Annotated in this window: 23 protein-coding genes; 1 reads left to right on the top strand and 22 read right to left on the bottom strand. The window is 57.8% G+C overall.

The features are described from left to right. Positions 1-8: 8 nt before the first annotated feature. The 14 genes from PMI16_RS19240 to fliF all read right to left on the bottom strand — a co-directional run bounded on the left by PMI16_RS19240 (position 9) and on the right by fliF (position 12,556). Positions 9-1,223, bottom strand: a complete 1,215-nt coding sequence (locus PMI16_RS19240) for an efflux RND transporter periplasmic adaptor subunit (protein ID WP_007882596.1) — start codon at positions 1,221-1,223, stop codon at positions 9-11. 139 nt (positions 1,224-1,362) lie between these two features. Beyond that, positions 1,363-2,166, bottom strand: a complete 804-nt coding sequence (gene fliR / locus PMI16_RS19235) for a flagellar biosynthetic protein FliR (RefSeq protein ID WP_007882595.1) — start codon at positions 2,164-2,166, stop codon at positions 1,363-1,365. A gap of 41 nt (positions 2,167-2,207) precedes the next feature. Continuing rightward, the gene (gene fliQ, locus PMI16_RS19230) at positions 2,208-2,477 is read right to left on the bottom strand and encodes a flagellar biosynthesis protein FliQ (RefSeq protein ID WP_007882592.1); all 270 of its coding nucleotides are present in this window, start codon (positions 2,475-2,477) and stop codon (positions 2,208-2,210) included. Between the two features lie 9 nt (positions 2,478-2,486). Further along, on the bottom strand, positions 2,487-3,233 hold the full coding sequence (fliP, locus tag PMI16_RS19225) for a flagellar type III secretion system pore protein FliP (RefSeq protein WP_007882590.1): 747 nt from the start codon (positions 3,231-3,233) through the stop codon (positions 2,487-2,489). Between the two features lie 7 nt (positions 3,234-3,240). Continuing rightward, entirely contained in the window at positions 3,241-3,648 is a 408-nt protein-coding gene (gene fliO / locus PMI16_RS19220) for a flagellar biosynthetic protein FliO (protein ID WP_034381361.1), read from the bottom strand. Between the two features lie 53 nt (positions 3,649-3,701). Beyond that, positions 3,702-4,148, bottom strand: a complete 447-nt coding sequence (fliN, locus tag PMI16_RS19215; RefSeq protein WP_007882588.1) for a flagellar motor switch protein FliN — start codon at positions 4,146-4,148, stop codon at positions 3,702-3,704. Next, positions 4,141-5,154 carry a flagellar motor switch protein FliM gene (gene fliM / locus PMI16_RS19210; RefSeq protein WP_007882587.1) on the bottom strand — a complete coding sequence of 338 codons (1,014 nt, stop codon included), beginning with the start codon at positions 5,152-5,154 and terminating at the stop codon, positions 4,141-4,143. The genes fliN and fliM overlap by 8 nt, the downstream gene beginning before the upstream one ends. Positions 5,155-5,158: 4 nt before the next feature. Beyond that, positions 5,159-5,683 carry a flagellar basal body-associated protein FliL gene (gene fliL / locus PMI16_RS19205; protein ID WP_007882586.1) on the bottom strand — a complete coding sequence of 175 codons (525 nt, stop codon included), beginning with the start codon at positions 5,681-5,683 and terminating at the stop codon, positions 5,159-5,161. Between the two features lie 142 nt (positions 5,684-5,825). Beyond that, positions 5,826-7,070: a flagellar hook-length control protein FliK gene (locus PMI16_RS19200; protein WP_007882584.1), complete on the bottom strand. Its 1,245-nt coding sequence runs from the start codon at positions 7,068-7,070 to the stop codon at positions 5,826-5,828. A gap of 28 nt (positions 7,071-7,098) precedes the next feature. Further along, positions 7,099-7,539, bottom strand: coding sequence for a flagellar export protein FliJ (gene fliJ, locus PMI16_RS19195; protein WP_007882583.1), 441 nt, complete (start codon positions 7,537-7,539; stop codon positions 7,099-7,101). Between the two features lie 37 nt (positions 7,540-7,576). After that, the gene (gene fliI / locus PMI16_RS19190; RefSeq protein ID WP_007882582.1) at positions 7,577-8,980 is read right to left on the bottom strand and encodes a flagellar protein export ATPase FliI; all 1,404 of its coding nucleotides are present in this window, start codon (positions 8,978-8,980) and stop codon (positions 7,577-7,579) included. Positions 8,981-9,022: 42 nt separating this feature from the next. Next, positions 9,023-9,721 carry a flagellar assembly protein FliH gene (gene fliH / locus PMI16_RS19185; RefSeq protein ID WP_007882581.1) on the bottom strand — a complete coding sequence of 233 codons (699 nt, stop codon included), beginning with the start codon at positions 9,719-9,721 and terminating at the stop codon, positions 9,023-9,025. An 83-nt stretch (positions 9,722-9,804) separates the two neighbouring features. Next, complete coding sequence (fliG, locus tag PMI16_RS19180; RefSeq protein ID WP_007882580.1) at positions 9,805-10,800, bottom strand: flagellar motor switch protein FliG; 996 nt, start codon at positions 10,798-10,800, stop codon at positions 9,805-9,807. Further along, positions 10,793-12,556 (bottom strand): flagellar basal-body MS-ring/collar protein FliF, encoded by a 1,764-nt coding sequence (gene fliF / locus PMI16_RS19175; protein ID WP_007882577.1) that lies wholly within the window; start codon positions 12,554-12,556, stop codon positions 10,793-10,795. The genes fliG and fliF overlap by 8 nt, the downstream gene beginning before the upstream one ends. Before the next feature lie 268 nt (positions 12,557-12,824). Between fliF and fliE the strand changes: the two genes are divergently transcribed. Continuing rightward, complete coding sequence (gene fliE / locus PMI16_RS19170; protein WP_443134899.1) at positions 12,825-13,166, top strand: flagellar hook-basal body complex protein FliE; 342 nt, start codon at positions 12,825-12,827, stop codon at positions 13,164-13,166. A 139-nt stretch (positions 13,167-13,305) separates the two neighbouring features. On the opposite strand, the gene PMI16_RS19165 is transcribed toward fliE, so the two are convergent. The 8 genes from PMI16_RS19165 to PMI16_RS19130 all read right to left on the bottom strand — a co-directional run bounded on the left by PMI16_RS19165 (position 13,306) and on the right by PMI16_RS19130 (position 20,270). Further along, positions 13,306-14,061, bottom strand: coding sequence for a flagellar brake protein (locus PMI16_RS19165; RefSeq protein ID WP_007882572.1), 756 nt, complete (start codon positions 14,059-14,061; stop codon positions 13,306-13,308). Positions 14,062-14,142: 81 nt separating this feature from the next. Continuing rightward, a complete protein-coding gene (locus tag PMI16_RS19160; RefSeq protein ID WP_007882571.1) occupies positions 14,143-14,430 on the bottom strand; it encodes an EscU/YscU/HrcU family type III secretion system export apparatus switch protein in 288 nt (95 codons plus the stop codon). Then, complete coding sequence (gene fliK / locus PMI16_RS19155) at positions 14,417-15,595, bottom strand: flagellar hook-length control protein FliK (RefSeq protein ID WP_007882570.1); 1,179 nt, start codon at positions 15,593-15,595, stop codon at positions 14,417-14,419. The genes PMI16_RS19160 and fliK overlap by 14 nt, the downstream gene beginning before the upstream one ends. A 2-nt stretch (positions 15,596-15,597) precedes the next feature. Then, positions 15,598-15,933, bottom strand: a complete 336-nt coding sequence (locus PMI16_RS19150) for a flagellar protein FliT (protein WP_007882569.1) — start codon at positions 15,931-15,933, stop codon at positions 15,598-15,600. Between the two features lie 48 nt (positions 15,934-15,981). Beyond that, on the bottom strand, positions 15,982-16,401 hold the full coding sequence (fliS, locus tag PMI16_RS19145) for a flagellar export chaperone FliS (RefSeq protein WP_007882568.1): 420 nt from the start codon (positions 16,399-16,401) through the stop codon (positions 15,982-15,984). Between the two features lie 27 nt (positions 16,402-16,428). After that, positions 16,429-18,501, bottom strand: coding sequence for a flagellar filament capping protein FliD (gene fliD / locus PMI16_RS19140; protein WP_007882567.1), 2,073 nt, complete (start codon positions 18,499-18,501; stop codon positions 16,429-16,431). A gap of 238 nt (positions 18,502-18,739) precedes the next feature. After that, positions 18,740-19,099: a flagellar protein FlaG gene (locus tag PMI16_RS19135; protein WP_007882566.1), complete on the bottom strand. Its 360-nt coding sequence runs from the start codon at positions 19,097-19,099 to the stop codon at positions 18,740-18,742. A gap of 82 nt (positions 19,100-19,181) precedes the next feature. Beyond that, positions 19,182-20,270, bottom strand: a complete 1,089-nt coding sequence (locus PMI16_RS19130) for a flagellin N-terminal helical domain-containing protein (RefSeq protein WP_007882564.1) — start codon at positions 20,268-20,270, stop codon at positions 19,182-19,184. Between the last annotated feature and the right edge of the window lie 38 nt (positions 20,271-20,308).

Here is a 20,308-nt window from a genome sequence, read left to right as displayed (position 1 = left end):
CATGCCGCTCACATCATCGGCGGCGGACCGCGGCGTGCGCTTGTGGAAACGGCATCGGCGCCGTTGCTGTTGCCGATGACCACGCGTTCGCCGGCGTTCAGTCCTTCAGTGATCTGCACCGCGGCATTGGTGTTGATGCCGATGCGTACCTTGCGCGGCGTTGCCGCGCCCTGGGCATCAAGCACGTGTACTGTATAGCGGCCGTCGGGATCACGTTCGCCCAGGGCGGTCGAGGGAATGACGACGGCGTTGCGCGCTTCCGCCAGAACAATGACCACCTGGGTGGTCATGGAAATGCGCAGCTTGCCGTCCGGGTTGGGCACGTCCAGCAAGCCGTTGTAATAGATGGCTGTCGAGGTGCTGCTGCTGGTGCTCGAGGTGGTTGAGGTGGTCGACGTATCGTCCTGCAGGATGGAGTCCGGCGCCGGTTCGATCGAGCGCAGGGTGGTGGTGTAGCGTTTATCCGGTTCGCCGAGAATGGTGAAATAGACCGGCTGTCCGGTCCTGACGCGGGTGACATCCGCTTCCGAAATCTGCGCCTTGACGGTGACCGTATCCATGCGGGCTACCTTGACGATGGTCGGGGTGCTTTGATTGGCGTTGACGGTCTGGCCTTCCTGCGCAACGATCGCGACGACGGTGCCGTCGATAGGCGACGCGATTTTGGTGTAGCCGAGCGTGACGCGCGCGGTGTCGACCGAGATCTTGCCTTTGTCGATCCGTGCCTTGAGCGCTGCGATGTCCGCCCTGGTGGTGTTGAGCGTGGCTTCGGCGGTTTCATAGTTTTCCCGCGAACTGGCGTCCTGCGCCAGCATCTGTTGCTGGCGCTGATAGGCGAATTCGGCCTGCTTCAAGGCGGCTTCCCTGGAGCGCAATTGGGCGCGCGTGTCTTCCAACTCGGCCTCGGCAGTTTTGAGCGCGTTTTCTTGCGTGAGGGAGTCGATCTCGGCGACCAGTTGCCCTTTTTTGACCTGATCACCCAGCGCGATCTTGAGCGACTTGATCTGGCCCGATGCCTGGGCGCCGACGCTGACTTGCTTGTAGGCCTTGATGGTGCCGCTGGCCAGGACGGTATCCTGAATATCGCGTCTGGCGGCCGTGGCGCTCAGGTAATCGGGTGCCGTCTTTGATGGAAAGAAGGTCCGTTTGGCAAGAATCGTCAGGGCAATGACGGCAACAGCGATGAGGAGGTATCTGAGTGTTTTATTTTGTCGGAATTTCATGCGTCGTGACAGTGGAAAATACCGGGAAAGTGGCGACAAGCGGTCCCGGCATGGATGCGAGGAGCATCAGTGTGCCTCCGATTGAGGCTTTCAACTGTAAAGGCGCGTAAAGCGGATGTAAGTTCGCTGTAAAAAGCGGTCAGTGTTTCGGCATCGGCGGGATGGTTGCCATGCCGCCCAGCATGCGTACCGTTTCGACGGTGTCGTTGAGGAAGTGTTGCATCGGTGTCAGCATGTAGGGCAGGCACACCGCAATCAGGACGAAGCCGGCTACCATCGTAATCGGGAAGCCGATACCGAACAGATTCAGCTGAGGCGCCGCGCGCGTGAGGATGCCCAGCGCAACGTTGGTGATCAGCAAGGCGACCAGCATCGGCAGGGACAGTTGCAGGCCCATGCTGAAGATGCGCGTGCCGGACAGGGCGAGATAATGAAATCCTTCGGCGGTAATCGGCGCTGCCGTGATGGGAAGCGTGTGAAAACTATCCGCCATCACCGCGACGAGGACCAGATGGCCGTTGATGCTCAGGAACACCAGCGTTCCCAGCAGCGAGAACAACTGGCTGATGGCGGATGTGCGGCCTTGCGATTGCGGGTCGAAGAACACGGCGAAGCCCAGCCCCATGGTGTTGCTCGTCAGTTCTCCCGCCATTTCGATGGCGGCAAACACCAGGCGCACCGCAAATCCCATGGCCAGGCCGATGAGCAACTGCTGGAGCAGGATCATCAGGCCGGTGATCGACATCGGATCGAGTGCGGGAGGTATCGGTACATCGGGGGCGATGACCAGCGAGATCATGACGCCCAGCAGAATTTTGACCAGCATCGGCACGCTGGCGCTGCCGAACGGCGGCGCGATCGATATCAACCCGAGGATGCGGGTCAGGGGCCAGATGAAGGAGGCGATCCAGATGGCGAGCTGGTCGCTGGTGAAGTTGATCATGTTTTATCGGATTGCACAACGAAGCGCAATCGCCGCCGGTGCTATTGCACCATCGCGGGTATACCGGTGAACATCAGGCGCATGTAGTCGAGCATGACGCCGATCATCCAAGGGCCGGCAATGATCAGCGCCAGGAACACGCCAACCAGCTTGGGAATGAACGACAGCGTGGCCTCATTGATCTGCGTCGCCGCCTGGAAAATGCTGACGAGCAAACCGATTACCAGTGCAGTAGCCAGCATCGGCGCTGCGATCATCAGGGTGATTTCCATGGCATGGCGGCCAAGGGACATTACGCTTTCAGGAGTCATGATCTAACCTTAGTAAAAACTTTCCGCCAGCGAGCCGATCAGCAACTGCCAACCGTCGACAAGCACAAACAGCATCAGCTTGAACGGCAGCGACACGATGGCGGGCGACATCATCATCATCCCCATCGACATCAGGATACTGGCGACGACCATGTCGATGATCAGAAACGGGATGAAAATGGCAAAACTGATTTGGAATGCGGTCTTGAGCTCGCTGGTGATGAAAGCCGGAATCAGCAGGCGCAGCGGCACGTCTTCGGGGCCTTGCAGGTCAGGGCTGTGCGACAGCTTGACGTACAGCGCCAGATCGGACTGGCGCGTTTGCTTGAGCATGAATTCTTTGAGCGGACCCGAGCCTTTTTCCATGGCATCGATCATGGAAATCTTGTTTTCCGAAAATGGTTGGTAAGCATCGACGTAGATTTTGTCGAAAACCGGCCCCATCACGAACAAGGTCAGGAACAGCGACAACCCGACCAGCACCTGCGTCGGCGGCGTCGACTGCGTGCCGAGCGCCTGGCGCAGCAGCGACAGGACGATGACGATGCGGGTGAAGCAGGTCATCATCAGCAAGGCTGCGGGAATGAACGACAGCGACGTGAGGAACAGCATCGTCTGGATGCTGAGGTTGTAGGTCTGGCCGCCGCCGGCGGACGGCGTGCTGGTGAAGGCCGGCAATCCTTGTGCCGAAGCCGCAAGCGGCAGGCAGAGCAACAAAACCGGCAGCATGCGCAGCCAGCGAGGTAAATGCGCCATGAATGTTCTAACTGCTGCCATTACGCTTATCGATAGTTTGTTTCAGCCAGGAGGCAAAATGTCCCGACGCCGTTGATGACGGCGCCGCGACATGCTCCTGACGCGGCATGGTGGCCAAGGTGTTGACGCGGCCGGGAGCGACGCCGACAACGATCCACTGGTCGGCGACTTCGATGACCATAACGCGCTCACGCGTGCCGACGCTGACACCGCCAATGATTTTTGCCACCGCATTGCCGTTGGTGCCGGGCGCCAGGCCGCTGCGCTTGAACAGCCAAGCGATGCCGACCATGAGCGCCAGTACGGCGATCAGGCCCAATAGCATGGTGAAGATGCTGCCAGTCGTGGAAGGGAGGGCGGCGGCCGGTTGCTGCTCCGCCGCCTGAACCGCACCGGCAGCGAGCGCTGCCGGCATGACTGCGATGAGGCTGTAAAACGTACGAGCCAGAGTGGGGTGGCCGGGACGGTTCATCTATTCAGTTTGCGAATACGCTCTGCCGGCGTGATGATGTCGGTGAGGCGGATACCAAACTTGTCGTTCACCACCACCACTTCGCCTTGGGCAATCAGGCAGCCGTTGACGAGCACGTCCATCGGTTCGCCCGCCATGCCGTCGAGTTCCACCACCGAGCCCTGAGCCAATTGGAGCAGGTTTTTGATGGCGATCTTGGTGCGACCCAGTTCGACCGTCAGTTGTACCGGAATATCGAGGATGAAGTCGATGTCGTTCGGCGTATTGGTTTGCAGGTCGGCAGCGCTGAGATCCTTGAAAATCGTCGCCTCAGCCGGCCTGGCGGCGATGCCTTCCTCTTCTGGAACCTTTTTTTGCGATTCTTCAGCCTGCGTTTGTTCGGCCAACGCGGCACCCCACGGATCGTCTTCCGCCGCTGTTTGGTCAACGTTGTCTTCAGCCATTCTGCTCTCCTTGAATACTTTCCGGTGTTTCGTTTTGCGTGATGGACAGCAGCTTCTCGACGCGCAATGCGTATTGGCCGTTCAATTTGCCGTAGCTGCATTCCATCACGGGGACGCCATCGACCTGCGCGGTGACCGGTGTCACGGTATGCAGCGGGATGACGTCGCCGACCTGCATGTTCAGCAAGTCGGTAAATGTGACGCGGGCGGTGCCGAAGTTGGCGATGAGCTCCACTTCAGCGGTCTGGATCTGTTGCTTCATCAGGCGGATCCAGCGCTTGTCGACTTCTAGCGCTTCACCCTGCATGCTGCTGGTGAGCTTGTCGCGGACCGGCTCGATCATCGAGTACGGCGTGCAGATATGGATTTCGCCGCTGACCGGACCCAGTTCGACGGTGAAGGTGGTCGAGACCACGACTTCATTCGGCGTCGCGATGTTGGCGAACTGCGTGTTCAGTTCGGAGCGGATGTACTCGAATTCGATCGGGTAGATCGGCTCCCACGATTTTGCATAGTTTTCGAAGCAGATTTCCAGCACGCGCATGATGATGCGCTGCTCGGTCGGCGTAAATTCGCGACCTTCGATGCGGGTGTGGAAACGGCCGTCGCCGCCGAACATGTTGTCCACCAGCAGGAACACGAACTGCGGATCGAACACCACCAGGCCAATGCCGCGGAACGGTTTGATGTGGACCAGGTTCAGGTTGGTCGGCACGACCAGGTTGCGAATGAATTCGCTGTACTTGGCGACCTTCACCGGACCGACCGAGATTTCGGCGGTACGGTGAATGAAGTTGAACAGGCCGATGCGGAAGAGACGGGCGAAACGCTCATTGATGATTTCGAGCGTCGGCATGCGGCCGCGCACAATACGTTCTTGCGTCGCAAGATTGTAGTTGCGTACCGTACCGGGAGCTTCTTCGACGCTCTTTTCTTCTTCGTCGTCTCCCGTCACTCCTCTTAGGAGTGCATCGACTTCTTCCTGGGATAGAAAGTGTTCGGCCATGATGCTACTGCTGTTGAATCACGAAAGAAGTATAAAACACGTCGGAGACTGTCGGACCCTTGCCGCCGCCGGCAAATGGTTCACCCAATTGATCGATGATTTCATCGGTCAGGTTGCGTTTGCCTTCGCTGGTCATCAATTCGGATGCCTTTTTGCTGGACAAGACCATCAGCAGGCGGCTCCGTACTTGCGGCATGAAGACTTTGAGCGTTTCCGCAGTTTCGGCATTCGGCACTTGCAGCGTCAAGGCGACTTGCAGGAACTGGTCGCCGGTCTCTTGCTGCAGGTTGACCACGAAAGGTTCGATCACGACAAAAACAGGCACCTTGGAGGTCGCTTTCTCTTCAGCATGCTCCTCGGCGCCTTTCTTGGCTTTGCTGCCCATCATCATGAAGGCCGCGCCGCCGCCGCCGATGACCAGCAACAGGACGACGCCCAGGATGATGAAGAGCATTTTTTTCGATTTCGGTGCCGGCGCTTCTGCTGCTTCCGCCCCCTTGGCTGCCGGTTTTGCTGCTTTTGTTGCCATCTATTTTTCCCTTTCGTGGGTGCCTACGGTGCACATAAAATTACTATCGGCAAGAATCTGCTGATATTGAATGCTGCTGTCCGGACACCTGTTTCTTTTTGAATTTTGTTGAAGCTGACTGGTTGCAGCGCCTGGCCGCAAATTACGCAAATGTGTCCACGAGACCCTGGCCGCCGGTTGCGACCGGACGAGGAACAATGGCGACGTTCACGTCGGCGTCATCGACACCCGCGCCGAACTGCGAAGAATTGCTGCCGCGCGCCTGTTGCTGGTTGGCGCCCTGTTGATTCGGGTTGCCGGTGTTGACGGTTGCCTGGCCGAGCTGGATGCCGGCCTGATCCATCATTTCGCGCAGCTTCGGCATGGCGGCTTCGAGCGCTTGCTTGACTTCAGGTTGCGCCGTAATGAAGGTGGCGTCGGCCTGCTGGTTGTTCACATGCAGGACCACTTGCAACGGACCGAGATCCGGCGGATTCAAGGTCAGCGAGGCGCTTTGCGTGCCGTTGGTTGCCATCCACATGACCTTTTGTCCAACGGCTTGATCCCATCCCTTGCCGCCTACCGGTGGGGCAAGACGATCCACCGCCTGGCCGGCCATGGCCGCTTGCTGGCTCAATGTCATGGTTTGCTGCAAGGCCGGAATGACGGTGGCGGCGCTTGGCTGAGCCGTTTCGACAGGCTTGGCGACTGCTTCGGGCGTCACCTTGGCCGCACGTGCAGCGTTGGCGGCATCTTGCAGATCGGCTTGGACGGCTTTGGTGCTCACCGGGGATTCCGGTTGAGTCTTGTCTGTGGCTGAACGAACCTGGAAGTCCGGTTTGTCTTTGCCGTCGGCAACTTCCTTGCTGTCCGACATGGCGGAAATATCGAGTTTCTTGCCTTTGCCATCATCCTGCGCTTGCAGGTCGGCCAGGTCTTTCTGGTCTTTGGCATTGATGACGGAAATGCCTTTTTTGCCGCCTTTTTGGTTGGCCAGAGCATCCATGTCGGCATCGCTTGTCTTCTTGGCGACCGGCTGAACGGCGATCTGGCCCAGATTGGCGACCAGCGCCAGCATCTGTGCCGACGCGGCGTCGGTGGTGTTCTGATCGTCGGCCGCGGTCTTGTCTTCGTCGCTCTTTTCATCTGTGGACGCGGTCTTGGTGCTGCTGTCCGAACTGGCAGCCGTGCTTGCAGCAGGCGTTGGCGTCGCAGGCTTGGTCGCGTCGGTCGCGGTGTCCTGGGCGGTATTGTTCGGCTTGCTTTGATTTTCGGTATTACGGTTGCTGACTTCCTTGTTCAACACTTGATTGAACGGAACATCGGCCGTAAAGGAATCGGCTTGCGTTGCCGGGCGAGCAGAATTCTGCAGGCTTGCGACATTAAGTATCGGCAATTGTGTGTTCATCGTTTCCGCCAGTCCTTGCTTACCGTTCTTACCGTTTGTAAAACGTGATACGCGAAGCATGTTCATCGGTCTGCTTCTGATCACGTCGACTTTCGCGCAATTGCGCAGTTTGCTTGGCGCGTGTCGCCAGCGTGCCATACGACATCCGCTTGCGTTCGCATGCTTGCCATGCCGCCCGAGCGTCGGCGACACGTTGTTGCGCATTTTTGACTACGTCTTTTTGTCCGGCAATGGCAGTATCGATTTTTTCAATGAACAACTGAAAATTGCGATAGCTCATTGCCGTCAAACCAGATGATAAGCTTTCCTGGAAGCGCAAAGCATAATCATCGCGATACTGTTCCAAAATAACAAGTTTTTGCTGTGCTTCTTCACTTGTGCGTACGGCCCGTCCCAAGCGCTTGGTCGCTTCGTCGGTTTCTTTGGTCGCCAATTCAATCAGCGTCTCGAGGGCAGAGGTCGTAGCCATGGTAACTTTGATTATATTTTCCGGGCCACACGCTCAATCACTGGAATAGAGCGGTAAGTTGCCCCAAGCTCTCGGTAACACCGGCTCTTTCCGGGATTCCCTGCTGCAAGAACGCTTCGATGCGCGGCAAAAGCTGGATCGCCTGGTCCAGGACCGGGTCGGTTCCTGCGGCGTAGGCGCCGACGCTGATGAGGTCGCGATTGCGTTGATAGCGGGAGTACAACTGTTTCAGGCGGCGCGTATCGCGCTGATGTTCCATGGACGTGATGCTGTGCATGGCGCGGCTGATCGATTGTTCGATATCGATGGCCGGATAGTGCCCGGCTTCCGCCAGTACGCGATTAAGCACGATATGGCCGTCGAGAATCGCGCGCGCCGCGTCGGCGATCGGATCCTGCTGGTCGTCGCCTTCCGTCAGCACGGTATAGAACGCCGTGATCGAGCCGCCGCCGACGTCGCCGTTGCCGGCCCGTTCGACCAGTGCCGGCAATTTGGCGAACACCGATGGCGGATAACCCTTGGTTGCCGGCGGTTCGCCGATGGCGAGAGCAATTTCACGCTGGGCCATGGCGTAACGCGTCAGCGAATCCATGATCAGGAGGACGTTTTTCCCTTGATCGCGGAAGTATTCGGCGATGGCGGTGGCATAGGCGGCGCCTTGCAAACGCATCAGCGGCGGCGTATCCGCCGGCGCGGCAACCACCACTGAACGCGCCAGTCCTTCGGTGCCGAGAATGTGTTCGATGAATTCCTTGACTTCGCGTCCCCGTTCGCCGATCAGGCCGACGACGATGATGTCGGCGCTGGTGTAGCGGGCCATCATGCCGAGCAACACGCTCTTGCCGACGCCGGAGCCGGCGAACAAGCCCATGCGCTGGCCGCGTCCGACCGTCAGCATGCTGTTGATGGCGCGCACGCCGACATCGAGGATGTCGACAATCGGCGCGCGGCCCAGCGGATTGGCGGCGCGCACGCTCAGCGGCGCAGAGATTTCGGTATGCAGCGGCCCCAGATTGTCGAGCGGGCGACCGGCGCCGTCGAGTACGCGACCCAGCAACTCATTGCCGACCGGCAGGCGGCGGCTGTGTTCGTCGCTGCGGCGGATGTAGGCGATCGGGCCGGTGCGCGGCGGCGGCTTGACCGGTTCCACCGGATACACGCGGGTGCCGGGAACGATGCCTTCGACGTCGCTCTGCGGCATCAAAAAGAGTCTATCGTCCTGGAATCCCACCACTTCTGCTTCGATCAGGTTGCCATTCGGCAGGGGGACGGTGCACGGGCTGCCGACCGGCAGCTTGAGGCCGACGGCTTCCATGACGAGGCCCGCCACGCGCGTGACGCGGCCGGAAATTTGCGTCGGCTCGGTCATTCCCACCAGGCCGCTGCAATTGTGCAGATAGGCCTGCCAGCGGCTAAAGTGGGAGGGCATCGGCGAATTCATCGTTGCACCTGTGAATGAGGATTGCCGGGTGCGGTCATGCTGCTACTCCAGCCAATCGAGTTGCTTGCTGAGCGATTCCGCGATACGGCGCCAGCGCGTCTGCGTCGTGGCGTCGACCTGGTTGGTGCCGGTTTCGATGCGGCAGCCGCCGCGGTCGAGTTCGGGATCTTCGACGATGCGCCAACCGTGCTGGCCGAGATCGTCTCCCATGTTTTCGCGCACCAGGGTCGCATCGGCAGGGTGCAGATACAGCAATGCCGGCAATTGCAGGCTGGGCAGGGAGTGGATGGCCGCGCTGATGGTCGGCAGGATCAGTTCCGGCTTGACCTTGATAACTGTCTTCAGCATCGCCTTGGACAAGTCCAGTCCCAGGTTGAGCAGCTCGGGGGCCATGTTTTCACTGCATTGCGATACTTCGGTGCCGAACGAGACGGCAATCTGGCGCAAATGCTGGATGGTTTCGTTGACTTCTTGCTGGCCTTGCTGCAGGCCGGCCATGTAGCCTTCCTGGCGACCTGCCTGCAGGCCTTGATGCTGGCCCTCCGCGTAGCCTTCCTGGCGGGCCTGTTCGCGGATGGCGTCGAGTTCTTCTGCCGTCAGCGCCGGCGGTGGAGGCGGTTCATCGATGTGATGTTCTTCTTCGACCGGCGGCAATTCTTCCGCTTCGTCGAAGGACGCCAGTTCCCACCGCTGATAAGGCGTCATCTGTTCTTTGGGAATGATGTTGTTTCGTGATGCCATTTCAGATCCGGTAAAGCTGGGTGATCACAACCGATGCGGCAATGCCGGGGCCGGGCAGGCCGCACGCATCGGTCGTGGCGACCTTAGATGAACGCATCTTCGCCCTTGGCGCCGAGCACGATCTGGCCTTCGTCGGCCAGGCGACGAACGATTTGCAGGATGGCCTTTTGTTGCGCGTCGACTTCCGACAGGCGCACCGGCCCCTTGGACTCCAGATCTTCCCGCATCATTTCCGCAGCACGCTGCGACATGTTGCCGAAGATCTTGTCGCGCAGGCCTTGCGATGCACCCTTGAGCGCGACGATCAGCGATTCGGACTGGACTTCGCGCAGCAGCAGCTGGATGCCGCGGCCGTCGATGTCGATGATGTTTTCGAACACGAACATTTCGTCCATGATCTTTTGCGCCATGTCTTCGTCGTAGGCGCGCAGGTTGTTCATGACGGATGTTTCGTTCTCGCCCGACAAGAAGTTGAGGATTTCCGCGGCAGTGCGGATACCGCCCATTTGCTGTTTCTTCAGGCTTTCGTTGCCGGTCAGCAGTTTTGTCAGAACGTCATTCAATTCTCGCAACGCCGCCGGCTGCACGCCGTCGAGGGTGGCAATACGGAGGACCACGTCGTTGCGCAGGCGTTCCGTGAAGTTATTGAGAATGTCGCAGGCGTGGTAGCGCTCAAGGTGGACCAGGATGGTGGCGATGATCTGCGGGTGTTCGTTGCGGATCAATTCCGCCACCGACTGCGCATCCATCCACTTCAGGCTTTCGATGCCGCTGGCGTCGCGACCGCCCAGAATGCGGTTGAGCAGGGAGGTGGCCTTGTCGTCGCCCAGCGCCTTGGTGAGCACGCTGCGGATGTATTCGTCGGAATCGAGGCCGAGCGAAGAGGCCTGGCCGGTTTCGCCGACGAACTCGATCAGCACTTCGTTGATGGCTTCGAAGCTGATGTTCTTCATGGCCGACATGGCGGCGCCGAGCTTTTGCACTTCGCGCGGACCGAGGTATTTCATGACTTCGGCGGCCTCGTCCTCGCCCAGAGCGAGCATCAGGATGGCACCTTTTTCAACGCCTTCGTTACTCATTGTTCACCCATGTCTTAATGATGCTTGCCACCAGTTTAGGATCATTCTTGGCCCATTGCTTGGCAGTCTCGAGATTGGCCTTGTACGCGGCGCGTTCGTCGAGTTCTGCATCGCCGGAAAGATTGACCACGGCGTCCGGATTGTCCGGATCGTACATGGCGGCAGCGGCGGCGGCAGCCTCGGCGGCCTCGGCCTCGGCGCGGGCCTGGGCTTCTTTCTCTTCCTTGCCGGTGATCTTCCAGATGATCGGGCGCAAGACGCCGAAGTAGAGGTAAAGCAACACGGCGGCCAGCAAGACGTATTTGCCGATTTCCTTGGCCAGCTGGATCATGTCCGGCTGCTTCCACAATGGCAGTTCCGGTTCTGCATCGCTGCTGAATTGCGTATTGACAACATTGAGCGAGTCGCCGCGATCCTTGTTGTAACCCATTGCCTCCTTGACCAGATCGGAGATCTGGCTACGTTCGGCTTCGGTCAGCGGCTTCATGACGATCTTGCCGGTCTGGTCAATCGTACGCTTGTAGTTGACCACCACCGCGACGGTCAGGCGCTTGACGCCGCCCATCGGTTGCTGGACATAGCGCACGGTCTTGTCGACCTCGTAGTTGATCGTTGCGTCTTTGTGCGAAGTGCCGTTGGTCGTTGCCGGCTGGGTTGCGGCATTCGCGGTGCCTGCCGCTGCGCCGGCAACCGGCGGGTTGGTGATCGGCGCGGTAGCGGGAGCGGGCGGCTGGTTGGTCAGCGCGCCGGGAACGCCGGAAGTGCTCGAGCTGCCGTTTTGCGATTCGCTGCTTTGCTTGCTGCGCACCGCTGCGGTATCGGCGGTCTGATTCGGCTTATAGGTTTCCGCGGCCTGTTCGCTGCGCGAGAAGTCGACGTCGGCCGTCGCTTCGGCGCGCACGTTGCCGTTGCCGACGATAGGCGCGATGATCGATTCGACGCGCTTGACGATGTCCTGCTGCAGATCCTGGACATATTTGAGCTGCGTCGGATCGAGGCTGTTGCCGGGTTGTTTGGTCGTCGTGTCCGAGAGCAGGTTGCCGTTTTGGTCGACGATGGTCACCGCCTTGGGGGACAGCTCGGGAACGCTGCTGGCCACCAGGTGCACGATGGCGCTGACTTGCTGAGGGTCCAGCATGCGGCCTGGATAGAGGCTGAGGATGACAGAGGCAGTCGGTTTTTGTTGATCGCGAACGAAGACGGAAGCTTTGGGCAGCGCCAAGTGGATGCGGGCAGCCTGGACGGCGGAAAGGGACTGGATCGAGCGGGCCAGTTCGCCTTCAAGGGCGCGCTGGAAGTTGACTTGTTCGAGAAACTGCGAAACGCCAAGCTTCTGGTTTTCCATCAACTCGAAGCCGACATTGCCGCCCTTTGGCAAGCCTTGGGCGGCCAGTTTCAGGCGAGCATCGTGCACCATGGTTTCAGGCACCAGGATGGCGCTGCCGCCTTCGGAATACTTGTAGGGGACGTTCATCTGCTGCAGCGAGGCAACGATGGCGCCGCCGTCGCGGTCGGAGAAGTTGGAGAACAAGACGCGGTATTCGGTCTTTTGGCTCCACATCCAGATACCGATCATCAAGGCGATGACCGCTGCCGCCGCCACCATCAGCAGGACGCGACGCCCTTGTGGCGACTGGGCGTAACCGACAACGCCGCTACGTCGCATTTCCTGAGACGACATGTCGCCAGGAACCGCGCCGTCGGTGGCGGTGGTATTGCCGTCGTTGGTCATCGTGCCATCGGCTGCTACCGCCATGATTTCCCCTTGCGTGTGCCGCCGAGCTTGTGGCTTTGTATGATTTGCTTCACTGCTTCCCTACCCATATAGGTTTTTTGCTTAGTGTGGATTGTCCTGCCAGAGCCGAAATTTGATCTCTGGAACAGAATGGCTATTTCCCCGCTTATTGTTGCGAGTCGCGAAGGCTCGCGTGGTAATCTGCCGTTGTAGAAGCGGGAAGTGTGATTGCGACGTGCAATCATCTGTCGCGGAATTGAATTCGAAGAGGTGCAAATTGGCCGTCAGTATGATTGATACTAGCAGAATCGATGCAATGGTGGCGCAGTTGAAGGCCGCTGCTGCCCGCGCACAGGGCAATGTCGCGCCGATTGAAAGCATTACCGGAAGCGAAAAGCCGGCCACGCGCGTCGATTTTGCCAGCGTATTGAAAAATTCGCTCGATGAAGTCAATGCGTCCCAGGAAAAAGCGGGGAAGATGTCGCAAAGCTTCTCGATGGGCGACGATAACATCAATTTGTCGGATGTCATGATTGCCATGCAAAAGGCGAGTATTTCTTTTCAGACAAGTGTCCAGGTGCGTAACAAGCTGGTTTCCGCCTACCGCGACATCATGACGATGCAGGTGTAGCCGTTGCCTTGATTTGCCGTGTCGATGTGAAAAAAGCTGCCGTTGGCAGCTTTTTTGTTTTGGTCGTCGTTTCCGGATGGCGGGTCAGGCATGAAAAGGCTGCCGGCAAAAGCCGTGGCAAGCCTCACGCTTCCACCGGTTACATCATGCCGGATGCTTTGGCATTTTGTTCGCGTTCCAGCTTCGTGATGAAGCGCTGGATTGCCGCGAGGACGGCGCGGGGAATATCGACGAATTCGCACCCGAAGCGGTTGACGGTCTTGCCGGAGGTCAGTTTGACTTCCTTGCAGTCGCGGATCTGCAGCTTGACGGTGACGACGGTATTGTCGGTCATCTCAAGCGAGCAGTCTTCATAAATACGCCCCAGCGACGTATCGAGCAGTTTCTTTTCATCGGTGATGCCGACGCCGCCGGCGCTGATGTTGTTGAGCAAGGTCACGATGGTAGTGAACGAACCGTCTTCGCGCGTGACGCGGAAGGTGCAGCGCAATGGCTTGGCGATCGGCGTAGCTATGCGGAAATACTCGCGGCGCTGCAGACGCACCAGGCTGTTCGGGATGGCAATCTTGAGCGCGGGGCGCTCCTGAAACAGGCACTTATGGGCCTTGTCGACGTTAAAAGTGATGCGGATGTTGTTGTATACCGCTTCAAAGCCGATGCGATTGCTTTGCAGGATACTTTCGTTGAGCATGGTGCTTGGCGCAGCGTCGATCACGACACTGTCGTCGTCGTCGTCGATATCCAGAATCGACGTAATGATGGATTCCGAGCCGCCCTTGATGAGCAGGCTCAGCAGCTGATTGCGCTCCATCATGCTGGTCAGCAGCGACACAATCTCCCGTCGGGAGTGTACTCGAAACGGGCTGTCGTCTTGGATCTCGTCGTTGTTTGCCATCTGTGCGTCTATGCGTCTCAAATCAAAGGATGGAAGGATGAACTTTCATCCCAAAGGGGGAGTTGCTAATCTAACCCCTAATCATACATCACTGTGGTCCAATTGCATATTTTCAATGCGATACAACCAGGCCAAAAGTTCCGCTACTGCGCGATAGAGCGCGGGAGGGATTTGCTGGTCAAGGTCGACCTGCATCAGCAGTGAGACGAGTTCCTTCGATTCGTGTATATAAACACCGCTTTCCTTGGCGCGCGCAATGATGGCTTCGGCGATTAGTCCACTGCCTTTGGCGACGACCCGGGGGGCCGCCTGATTGGTATTGTAGGCCAGTGCGACCGCGTTCTGAAGAGGGAAATTAGGTTTTTGCATCCCGCTTCACAATCAATGAGTCAAGAGAAGACCCGGCTGCGGCCATGGCGTCGGACAGCATGCTGCCGTTGGCGCGTAAAGCTGCAGCGGTAACATCGCTGTCGGTGCGGACTTGCATGTGGATTTGCTGCCCGATCAGACGAATCGAGGCGGAAACGCTACCCAGATGGGCAAAGTTGAAGCGCACCACGCTATGCCAGCTGGGCGTAGGAGCGCCATCCTGCTCGCTTTGCTGGGAGGTGTCGGACGTATCCCTGCCGACTTCCCATTCCATCTGCTGCCCCGGCCAGACTTCGCCATGCCAGACGATGCGTTGCTGTTCCAGCGCATTGAGCTGGAGATTGATGATCTGGCCTAGCTGCGTATGAGCGGGGTCGGAGCTGTTGAGCAAGTCCGACGTGGTGGCGCTCTGCGTTTGCCGTGCGAGTTGCGCCTGGGGTTCTTTCTGAAGCTCTGCAAGCGGTCGCCTGCCTTCCGCCCATTCCGCGACGTGCGCCTCATAAAAAGTGCCGCTGAGGGCGATCGAATCGTGCAGGGCGCCGGCGAGTCGGGAAGTGTCGGTCGGCTTGCTGACAAGCGGTGCATTGGGTTTGATGGCGCTGGGCAGTTCGCTTTCTTCGGAAGCATGGAGCAGGGCATCAACCAGTTTGCCGGCAGTGCTGAGTGAGGTTTTGGTGCTTTCCGGTGCGGTGCCAGGCGTCTGGCCGGCCTGCTGGCCTTCTTCGTCGGTGAGTTGTCCGTTGCGGCCGACGATGGTGGGCAGGCCGGGCTGCATCGTTTTGAGCGACTGCAAGTCCTTTTCCATCATCTTGCCGGCCACGCTGAGCGACACGGCAGCATCTTCCTCTTCCAGGTTGTCGGCGCTGGTTTCGGTGAGCAGGAAAGTCGGACGGGGCTCTTTGCTGACCATCGTCAGCAACAACGAGTCTCCGGTTTTTGTCGCGGTCGGCAGAACCATCCGGGCCGCCGTGTTGGCGATCCGGACCAGGTAGCTGCCGTCGTTATAGGTGGAGAGAACTTTGCCCTGCAACTGTTGACCGATGGCAATTTGCGCCAGCCGACTGAAGGCCTCCTGCTTTGCATCGGCGACCGAAACGATCGACGTCGGCGCCTCAACGGCAGCTACGGGCTGGACAGTGTTGGCGATGTCGGCCCGGGGTATCATCACTAACCTCGTTGATTGGAGCCGTAGGCTTTAACCAGTTTGCGTTCCGTACTGGTGCTTTGAATCTGGGATGCGAGTTTTTTCAGTCCGGGATCGGTCAGATTGCGGATGTCGCGATCATCTTCCAGAATTTTCTTCAGGATCTCGATCTTGCGTTCGCGTCTGTCGTCGGTCAGCGTCACCGTCGCTTCATTCTTTTTTAAGATATCCACAACGTGGGCGCAATCCGCTTCAAGTCTTGAGAGCAGGTCCCATTCTTCCCGCCGTGCGGCTGCCAGCATCTGGTCGGTCAGTTCTGCAACCGATTCATATAGGGAGATGACTTCTGCACCGTCCATTGTTGTGCTTTCGCGAGTGTTTGTTGCGAATTGTCGAAAGATTGCAGCTTAGGCTGCAACCTGAGCCTGATTGGTGCCGTTGGGGCCGATGGCTTCCCAGGCGTCTCTCAGGCCGTCCAGCAGGCCGTGGACTTCTTCCAGGATGTCCTGGGAATTCTCGACATTGGCGGCAAACAGGCGTCTGCCCATGTATTCGTATAGGGCGTCCAGATTCAGGGCGATTTCGCCGCCGACGTTTTTATTCAGGCTGGCGCGCAGACCGCTTTCGATGATCAGAATTGCCTGCGTGATCGATTCACCCTTTTTTTTGATATCGCCGGCGCTCATGTATTTTTGACCCATGGCAATCGCCACCAAAGCGCCATCAAACAGCATGGTGATCAGCTTGTGCGGACTCGCTGCGACGACACCGGTCTCCACGCCAATATTTGCGTAGGCATTTGCGCCACGTTGCATGGTTCCGAACATTCTCTTCTCCCGCCTTCAATGTAACGACTAGCTAGCCTTCGGCAAATTGGCCAATTGTTGCGTCAGATAACTTTGTGTCGACGCCATGCTGGCCAGGGTAACGTTCAGTGCATTGAACTGGTTCGTGTACTGGTCCTGCATGTTGCTTAAGCGTGTATTAATAACAGTCTGGCGATCGCTATTGATTTTCAGGCTGGCTTGCAATCCCTTGGTTTTGGTATCAATGATACCGCCATCTGCGAGAAAACCGTTTACCAAGGTTTGCAAATTTGTCAGGATGCCATTGGTGCCTGTTGTATTTGCCGTGCCGTCGGCATTGGTGCCCGAGGTCGAAGTAAACAGATTGGCAATGCCGGCGAAGTTATTGGTGGTAGCCGTCGTCAGTTTTGCTGCATCCAGCGCCAGCGTGCCGTCTTTTTGGAAGCCAATGCCGATGTCTGTCAGTGAGCTGATGCCGTTGCCGCCGGCGACGCTTCCCAGAAGAGCGTTGCGCAACTGGGTCATGATGCTTTGGACGGACGATTCGCTCGCCAGTGGCGACGAACTGCCGGCTTGACCCAGGGTTGTCGACGGTGTTTGTTGCGTCAGTCCGGTAATCGCTTTTTCCAGCGCGTTGTATGCCGAGACAAACGTGTTTGCCGTGCTGGAGACGCCGCTGGTGTCGTTGCTGATGTTCAGCGTGAAGTTGTCCGACGCGGTCGTGACCTTGGAGAGATTGAGGGTAACGCCGGAAATCGCATCCGTCACCTTGTTGGTCGGGCTCGTCACGCTGACGCCGTCAATGCTCAGCTTGGCGTCCTGTGCCGCTTGCAGTTGTCCCATCGTGCTGCCGGTCAGGGTGGCGAAATCGCCTGTGCCAGTCAGCGAGACAGGGCTGGTGGCGCCTGAACCCGAAGGCGTCAGCACCAGATGATCATTCGTGCCGTCGTTGGTGATGCTTGCCGTCACGCCTGCATTGGCGGTGTTGATGGCGTCGCGGATATTTTGCAGTGTTTGACCGGCGCCGCTCAGTGCAATGGTGGTTGCCGTGCCGCCGACATTCAGCGTCAGGCCGCCTGCCGTGGCGTCAAATGTCTGTCCGGTCGCAACGTTCGGCGAGGTGTATTTTCCGCTCGGGTCAAAAGACAGCGATGAGTAATCGCCTGTACCGGTAACGCGGATCGAATTGGAGGCGCCGCTGTCTTTGGCGGCAATCACCAAGTGAGCATTGGTGCCGTCGCTGACGATCGTTGCACTCACGCCCGCATCGCTTGCGTTGATGGCGTCGCGTACACCGGCCAGTGTGTTTGTCGTTGGCTTGATGATCGCTGTGGATCCGTTGCCGGTCTTGATCGCCAGAATGCCGGAATTAAACGTTGCCGTGGACGAGAAGCCGGCAGAGGTAATCTTTTGCGCTTGCGCCAGTTGGGAGACGGAGACCGTGTAGTTGCCGGATGCGGCAACAGTCGCATCGCGTGGCGCCTGGATCTGGGTTACCGTGCTGGACGTCGCGCTGGAGGGGTCGTAAGCCAGCGAGGCCAAGCTGTTGTTGGCCTGAACTTTAATGGTGTTCGCCGTACCCGCGGTATTCGATTCCAGAACCAGATGGTCGCCGGTTCCGTCAGTCGTGATGCTGGCGGTAACGCCCGCTTTTGCTGCGTTGATGGCGTCGCGCACACCCGCAAGTGTTGCATTTGCCTGCAAGGTGACAAAGGTCGGAGGATTTGTGCCGACTTTGATCGCGACGGAATCGCCCGCATTGAAAATCTGCGAACTGCTAAAACCTGCCGATTGAATTTTTTGCGCCAGTACTTTTGTCGAGTCGTCGGTATTGACGTCGGCGGTGAAGGGATCGGTAGTGAGGGTTGTTCCTGTGCCGCTATTGGAAACAGCGGCTTTTTGTGCACTGAAACTTGCTGCGGTGAGACCGGTCAATGCACTTTGATATGTCGAAATCGCACTCTTGAGGCTGCCATAGGCCGAAATCAGGCTGTTGTAGCTGCTGGCCTGCTGCGTCAGCGGGGTGAGAACGCTGCTTTCAGCGCTCATCAGCTTCGAGACGAGGGTGGCGACGTCAAGGGGACCGGCTGAGGTCGTAATTGTCCCGGTGGAAGTGGCCATGAGATCTCCTGATTTCTAAATGCAAATGCGACGTGCTGATTTCGGAGGCCCTGGCGATAAACGCTCAATCGGGCGTGCTTCGGTGTGGCCCGAGACTTATCCGCAAAGGACTTCCGACACTATCCTGCACATACGAAGCGATATGAATCCGTTATGAATTGCCGATGCGAAATATAACATGCGCAAATATTTTGTTTGCGCATGCATATTTCTGGTGCGCCAGCAGTTCGTACCAGACTCAGACTTTGTGATTGATCAGCAAACCCTGCAGTTTGTCGATCGACTTCGCGATTTCAATTGCTTCCTGGCTTGGAATCTGACGAAGAACTGTATTATCCGCTGTATCAATGACCTTGATGACGGTCTTGCCGCTATCCTGGTCCTTCGAGAAGGTGATTGCCGACGCATTTTGGCTTGCGAAGTCATTCAACTTGTTGACGGCATGTTCAACATCGCTTTCGCTGGCGCGTTGCGACTGTGGTGTTGCCGCAGGTGCAACAGTCGATACCACCGGATCTGGTTTTGTAGTTGAATTCTGTGCTGGCGTATAAGAGCCAGAATCGCCAGCTGCAGTGATATTAAGTGGGGAAATCGACATGGTGTTACTCCCTTAAAGGAACGTGCGGAGAATACGTACGCATACATATTCCCCGCACTTTCATCCTACATAGCTCTTAAGACTATTTCAACAGCGACAGGACGCTTTGCGGTGCAGAGTTCGCCTGTGACAACATCGCCGTACCTGCTTGTTGCAGAATCTGTGCACGTGTGAGGTTCGCAGTTTCTGCCGCGTAGTCGGTATCCATGATACGGCTGCGCGATGCAGTGATGTTTTCGCTCGAAATCTGCAGGTTGCTGATAACGGCGCTGAAGCGGTTCTGAACAGCACCGAATTCTGCACGCTTGGACGAGATCAGGTTGATCGCCTGGTCCAGGTTCTTGATCGCCTTTTGCGCATCGCTTTGTGCCGATGGATCAGAAATTGCCTTGTCCAGAGCCAGTTTGGCGGTGTCGATAGCTGCTTGCAGAGTCACTGCCGATGCTGCCAGCGCTGTGGATGTCATGGTCGAACCTGTTGCGAACAGGTTGTCCAGGGCAGCCTTGGCCGAAGTGTAGGTCACTTGAGCAGCGTCAACCGAAGTTGTCACGCCCAGACCGATCAGGCCCTTGGCGCTTGTACCGATAACGTTGGCGATGGTCGAAGCGTTGGACAAGTCGGACAGCGAGATGCTGATCTGGTCATTCAGCTTGTTGTCGGTAACGTTGGCGCCGACTTGGAAAGTCAGTGTCAGCGAAGCCGAAACGTTGGCCGAATCGGAACCAGTACCAGCGCTGGCGCCGGAACCGATACCTGTGAACAGGTTTTGACCGTTGAACTGAGTACCATTCAGAATACGGAAAGTTTCGTCCGACAGCTGTTTGTATTCGTCGTTCAGGGTCTTGCGGTCTTGTGCGCTGTTGGTGCCGTTCGATGCTTGAACAGCCAGCTCACGCATACGTTGCAGGTTGTCGGTAACCGTGCTCAGTGCGCCTTCAGCGGTTTGAGCCAGGGAGATACCGTCGTTGGCGTTACGTTGTGCTACTGCCAGACCTTTGACCTGCGCATTCATACGGTCGGCAATTGCCAGGCCGGCGGCGTCATCCTTTGCGCTGTTGACGCGCAAGCCGGAAGACAAACGTTGAATCGAAGTATTCAACGACGATTGCGAGGTGTTCAGGTTGCGTTGCGTGTTAAGCGACGCAATATTGGTATTGATGACTGATGCCATATTAGTTCTCCTAAGATTTGAGGCCGATAAATCCGAGT

It is taken from the genome of Herbaspirillum sp. CF444, from assembly GCF_000282135.1.
Classification (GTDB): domain Bacteria; phylum Pseudomonadota; class Gammaproteobacteria; order Burkholderiales; family Burkholderiaceae_D; genus Herbaspirillum.
This window is presented reverse-complemented; position numbering and strand designations above follow the sequence as displayed.

Bases quoted from the DNA above. Each gene is read 5' to 3' on its own strand.
- PMI16_RS19200 (WP_007882584.1), bottom strand. From the start codon at position 7,070: ATGAACACACAATTGCCGATACTTAATGTCGCAAGCCTGCAGAATTCT.
- fliN (WP_007882588.1), bottom strand. From the start codon at position 4,148: ATGGCTGAAGACAACGTTGACCAAACAGCGGCGGAAGACGATCCGTGG.
- fliE (WP_443134899.1), top strand. From the start codon at position 12,825: ATGATTGATACTAGCAGAATCGATGCAATGGTGGCGCAGTTGAAGGCC.
- fliK (WP_007882570.1), bottom strand. From the start codon at position 15,595: ATGATACCCCGGGCCGACATCGCCAACACTGTCCAGCCCGTAGCTGCC.
- fliR (WP_007882595.1), bottom strand. From the start codon at position 2,166: ATGATCAACTTCACCAGCGACCAGCTCGCCATCTGGATCGCCTCCTTC.
- fliF (WP_007882577.1), bottom strand. From the start codon at position 12,556: ATGGCGGTAGCAGCCGATGGCACGATGACCAACGACGGCAATACCACC.
- fliH (WP_007882581.1), bottom strand. From the start codon at position 9,721: ATGGCATCACGAAACAACATCATTCCCAAAGAACAGATGACGCCTTAT.
- fliQ (WP_007882592.1), bottom strand. From the start codon at position 2,477: ATGACTCCTGAAAGCGTAATGTCCCTTGGCCGCCATGCCATGGAAATC.
- fliO (WP_034381361.1), bottom strand. From the start codon at position 3,648: ATGCCGGCAGCGCTCGCTGCCGGTGCGGTTCAGGCGGCGGAGCAGCAA.
- fliL (WP_007882586.1), bottom strand. From the start codon at position 5,683: ATGGCAACAAAAGCAGCAAAACCGGCAGCCAAGGGGGCGGAAGCAGCA.
- fliS (WP_007882568.1), bottom strand. From the start codon at position 16,401: ATGTTCGGAACCATGCAACGTGGCGCAAATGCCTACGCAAATATTGGC.
- PMI16_RS19165 (WP_007882572.1), bottom strand. From the start codon at position 14,061: ATGGCAAACAACGACGAGATCCAAGACGACAGCCCGTTTCGAGTACAC.
- PMI16_RS19130 (WP_007882564.1), bottom strand. From the start codon at position 20,270: ATGGCATCAGTCATCAATACCAATATTGCGTCGCTTAACACGCAACGC.
- fliP (WP_007882590.1), bottom strand. From the start codon at position 3,233: ATGGCGCATTTACCTCGCTGGCTGCGCATGCTGCCGGTTTTGTTGCTC.
- fliD (WP_007882567.1), bottom strand. From the start codon at position 18,501: ATGGCCACTTCCACCGGGACAATTACGACCTCAGCCGGTCCCCTTGAC.
- fliJ (WP_007882583.1), bottom strand. From the start codon at position 7,539: ATGGCTACGACCTCTGCCCTCGAGACGCTGATTGAATTGGCGACCAAA.
- fliM (WP_007882587.1), bottom strand. From the start codon at position 5,154: ATGGCCGAACACTTTCTATCCCAGGAAGAAGTCGATGCACTCCTAAGA.
- fliG (WP_007882580.1), bottom strand. From the start codon at position 10,800: ATGAGTAACGAAGGCGTTGAAAAAGGTGCCATCCTGATGCTCGCTCTG.
- PMI16_RS19160 (WP_007882571.1), bottom strand. From the start codon at position 14,430: ATGCAAAAACCTAATTTCCCTCTTCAGAACGCGGTCGCACTGGCCTAC.
- PMI16_RS19135 (WP_007882566.1), bottom strand. From the start codon at position 19,099: ATGTCGATTTCCCCACTTAATATCACTGCAGCTGGCGATTCTGGCTCT.
- fliI (WP_007882582.1), bottom strand. From the start codon at position 8,980: ATGAATTCGCCGATGCCCTCCCACTTTAGCCGCTGGCAGGCCTATCTG.
- PMI16_RS19150 (WP_007882569.1), bottom strand. From the start codon at position 15,933: ATGGACGGTGCAGAAGTCATCTCCCTATATGAATCGGTTGCAGAACTG.
- PMI16_RS19240 (WP_007882596.1), bottom strand. From the start codon at position 1,223: ATGAAATTCCGACAAAATAAAACACTCAGATACCTCCTCATCGCTGTT.